The sequence below is a fragment of the Nocardiopsis sp. TNDT3 genome (genome assembly GCF_003427465.1).
Lineage (GTDB): Bacteria > Actinomycetota > Actinomycetes > Streptosporangiales > Streptosporangiaceae > Nocardiopsis > Nocardiopsis dassonvillei.
Genome location: NZ_QPFC01000091.1, coordinates 1 through 3696, shown reverse-complemented (window position 1 = coordinate 3696; position 3696 = coordinate 1). Strand labels below are relative to the sequence as shown.

Annotated in this window: 4 protein-coding genes; all 4 read left to right on the top strand. The window is 73.8% G+C overall.

Going from position 1 to position 3696, the window contains the following annotated elements; translation table 11 throughout:
- Nucleotides 1–111 precede the first annotated feature (111 nt).
- From DQW06_RS02640 to DQW06_RS02625, 4 genes are read left to right on the top strand one after another with little or no spacing between them, the layout of a single operon-like run.
- Nucleotides 112–1389, top strand: coding sequence for an NAD(P)/FAD-dependent oxidoreductase (locus DQW06_RS02640; protein WP_013152700.1), 1278 nt, complete (start codon nucleotides 112–114; stop codon nucleotides 1387–1389).
- Nucleotides 1390–1396: 7 nt separating this feature from the next.
- Nucleotides 1397–1819 carry a RidA family protein gene (locus tag DQW06_RS02635; protein ID WP_013152699.1) on the top strand — a complete coding sequence of 141 codons (423 nt, stop codon included), beginning with the start codon at nucleotides 1397–1399 and terminating at the stop codon, nucleotides 1817–1819.
- Nucleotides 1816–2484: a DUF1028 domain-containing protein gene (locus tag DQW06_RS02630; protein ID WP_071621911.1), complete on the top strand. Its 669-nt coding sequence runs from the start codon at nucleotides 1816–1818 to the stop codon at nucleotides 2482–2484. Before DQW06_RS02635 ends, DQW06_RS02630 begins: the two co-directional genes overlap by 4 nt.
- Nucleotides 2474–3646, top strand: coding sequence for an amidohydrolase (locus DQW06_RS02625; protein WP_071621910.1), 1173 nt, complete (start codon nucleotides 2474–2476; stop codon nucleotides 3644–3646). Before DQW06_RS02630 ends, DQW06_RS02625 begins: the two co-directional genes overlap by 11 nt.
- The last annotated feature ends 50 nt before the right edge of the window (nucleotides 3647–3696 follow it).

The following is a 3696-nucleotide window of genomic DNA, read 5'->3' as shown; positions in this document are numbered from 1 at the left end:
GTCCGGGTCCGGCCGCGGCCGGACCCGGGGGACGGCGTCCGCGCGGCCGGGGAGGCACGCGGGGCGCACCCGTCCCGAACACACGCGTTGACCAGAGCCTGGAGGCTGTGCATGTCACTGGAAGAGATCGAGGTCGTCGTCGTCGGAGGGGGGCAGGCCGGGATCGCGATGAGCGAGCACCTCAGCGACCGCAGGGTGCCCCACGTCGTCCTGGAGAGGAGCCGCGTCGCCGAGCGCTGGCGCTCGGAGCGGTGGGACTCGCTGGTCACGAACGGGCCCGTCTGGCACGACCGGTTCCCCGGCCTGGAGTTCACCGGCCTGGACCCCGAGGACTTCGCCTCCAAGGACGGCGTCGCGGACTACCTGGCGACCTACGCCGAGAAGATCGGCGCGCCGATCCGGTGCGGGGTCGAGGTGACCTCGGTGCGACGCAACACCGGACGCCGGGGGTTCCGGGTCCGGACCTCGGACGGTGACATCGACGCCCGCTACGTCGTGGCCGCCACCGGCCCGTTCCAGCGGCCGGTCGTCCCCCCGCTCATCCCCGAGGACTCGGGTTTGGTCCAGCTCCACTCCAGCGCCTACCGCAACCCCGCGCAACTGCCCGAGGGCGGCGTGCTCGTGGTCGGGTCGGGCTCCTCGGGGGTCCAGATCGCCGACGAACTCCGCGCCAGCGGCCGACGGGTGTACCTGTCCGTCGGTCCGCACGACCGCCCGCCGCGCCGGTACCGGGGGCACGACTTCGTCTGGTGGCTGGGCGTCCTCGGCAAGTGGGAGGCCTCGGCCCCCGCGCGGGGCGCCGAGCACGTCACGATCGCGGTCAGCGGCGCGCACGGCGGCCACACCGTGGACTTCCGGGCCCTGGCTCAGCGCGGCATCACGCTGGTCGGCCGGACGGAGTCCTTCGACGCCGGAACCGTCCGCTTCGCGCCCGACCTGCGGGACAACATCGCCCGCGGCGACGCCAACTACCTGTCGCTGCTGGACGAGGCCGACGCCTACGTCGAACGCAACGGACTCGACCTGCCCGAGGAGCCCGGGGCCCGCGTCCTGGGCGCCTACCCGGAGTCGGTGACCGACCCCCTCCGCGAACTCGACCTCGCCGCCGCCGGGGTCCGGACCGTCCTGTGGGCGACCGGCTTCACCGCCGACTACGGCTGGCTGCGGGTGGACGCCTTCGACGAGAACGGCAGGCCCCGGCACCAGCGCGGGGTCTCCTCCGAGCCCGGCGTCTACTTCATGGGGCTGCCGTGGCAGTCCCGCCGCGGTTCGAGCTTCATCTGGGGGGCCTGGCACGACGCCAAGTACGTGGCCGACCAGATCTGCATCCAGCGCGGCTACATGGAACACCACGACGCGCACCCGCACCCGTCCCACACCCAGGGGTGATCACACCATGACCACGCACACGCGCATCCGCAAGTTCAACACCAGGGACACCTACCCCGAGCAGAACCTCGACAACGACCTGTGCCAGGCGGTGGTGGCCGGAGGGGTCGTGTACCTGCGCGGCCAGATCGGCCAGGACCTGGACACCCGCGAGTCCGTGGGCGTCGGCGACGTCCGCGCGCAGACCGAGAAGGCCATGGCCAACATCGACCTCCTGCTCAGGGAGGCGGGCAGCGGTCTGGAGGACATCGTGAAGGTGACCGTCTACCTCACCGACCCGCGCTACCGCGAGGAGGTCTACCGCGAGATGGGGCGCTGGCTGAAGGGGGTCCACCCGGTCTCCACGGGCATCGTCGTCCAGGCCCTGGCCCGGCCCGAATGGCTCGTGGAGATCGACGCGACCGCCGTGATCTCGGGAGGCGACAAGTGACCTTCTCCATCGCGGCCCACCAGGACGGCAGGTTCGGCGTCGCCGCGTCCTCGTCCTCCCCCGCCGTCGCCGCGCGGGTCGTCCACCTGCGCGACTCCGTCGGCGCGGTCGCCTCGCAGAACATCACCGACCCGCGGCTGGGAACGGCGCTGCTGGACCGGCTCGCCGAGGGCGCGAGCCCCCGAGCGGCGCTCGACGCCGTGACCGCCACCGCACCGGACATCGCCTACCGGCAGCTCACGGTGGTGGACGCCTCCGGCACCGCGGCCACGTTCAGCGGCGGCCTCACCCTCGGCGTCCACGGCGAGGCCACCGGCCCCCACTGCGCCGCCGCCGGGAACATGCTCTCGGACCCGGGCGTCCCCGCGGCCATGTGCGAGGCCTTCGCCTCGGCCCGGGGGGAGCTGGAGGAACGCCTGCTCACCGCCCTGGCCGCGGGCCTGGCCGCCGGAGGCGAGGCCGGACCGGTCTACTCCGCGGGGCTGTCCACCGTGTCCGCGCACGGCTGGCGCGACACGGACCTGCGCGTGGACTGGCGCGAGGACCCGATCGGGGAGTTGGGCGAACTGCTCGGGGTCTGGCTCCCCCAGCGCGACGACTACGTCCGGCGCGGCCTGGAACCGGCCGCCTCACCGGGATACGGGGTGCCGGGCGATGACCGCTGAACCCGGCGCGCCCGAACACGGCGCGCTGCCGAGCGCCGCGGAGCACCTGCCAGAGCTGGTCTCCTACTCCGAGGCGCTGCACGCCCACCCCGAGACCGCCTGGGAGGAGCACCGCGCGGCGCGGTGGACGGCGGAGCTGCTGGAGCGGTTCGGTTTCGCCGTCGAGAACGCCTACCTCGGCTTTCCCACCGCGCTGCACGCCACCTACGGGTCCGGTCGGCGCCGGGTCGGCTTCGTCGTGGAGTACGACGCGCTGCCCGGTCTGGGCCACGCCTGCGGGCACAACCTGATCGCCGCGATGTCGGCGGGCGCGGCGATCGCGCTGCGCCCCTGGGCGGACCGGCTCGACCTGCGTATCGACGTGATCGCCGCCCCGGCCGAGGAGGGCGGCGGCGGCAAGATCGAACTGCTGGACGCCGGAGCCTTCCGGGACCTGGACCTGGCGCTGATGGCCCACCCCGGACCGGTGGACGCGCCGCGGGCCGAGCCCTACGCCGTCGCCCACGACCACGTCCGCTTCACCGGCCGGTCGGCCCACGCCGCCGCCTACCCGCACGAGGGCCGCAACGCCAACGACGCCTTCGTGGTCGCCCAGGTGGCCCTCGGCCTGCTGCGCCAGCAGCTCCCGCCGGGCACCCGCGTCCACGGCATCCAGACGGTGGGAGGGCAGGCGCCCAACGCCATCCCCGCGGTGACCGAGGGCCGCTGGTACACCCGGGCCGAGAGCCTGGAGCAGCTGGAGCCGCTGCGCCGCCGGGTGGAACAGTGCTTCCGGGCCGGAGCGCTGGCGACCGACACCGCCCTGGAGTTCACCCCGGAGTCGCAGCCCTACTCGGAGTTCCGTACGGACGAGCGCGCCCTGGAGATCTACACGCGCCACGCCCTGGCGCTCGGGCGGCGGTTCGACGCGCCACCCGAACACCAGACGATGAACCGCGCCTCGACCGACATGGGCAACGTCTCCCAGCACGTTGCGGCCATCCACCCCTACATCGGCCTGGGCTGCTTCCCGGTCAGCAACCACCAGCCCGAGTTCGCCGCCGTCTGCGTCGGGGAGGCAGCCAACAGGGTCGTCTCCGACGGCGCCACACTGCTCGCCCGCACGGCGCACGAGTACTTCGCCGCCCCGGCGTCGGAGTCCGGCCCCCTCCGGGCCGACTGACCCGGGGCGGGTTCAGTCGATCGCCCTGATCACGCGGGCGGGGACTCCCC

Coding starts and splice junctions, on each gene's coding strand:
- DQW06_RS02635 (WP_013152699.1), top strand. CDS start 1,397: ATGACCACGCACACGCGCATCCGCAAGTTCAACACCAGGGACACCTAC.
- DQW06_RS02625 (WP_071621910.1), top strand. CDS start 2,474: ATGACCGCTGAACCCGGCGCGCCCGAACACGGCGCGCTGCCGAGCGCC.
- DQW06_RS02640 (WP_013152700.1), top strand. CDS start 112: ATGTCACTGGAAGAGATCGAGGTCGTCGTCGTCGGAGGGGGGCAGGCC.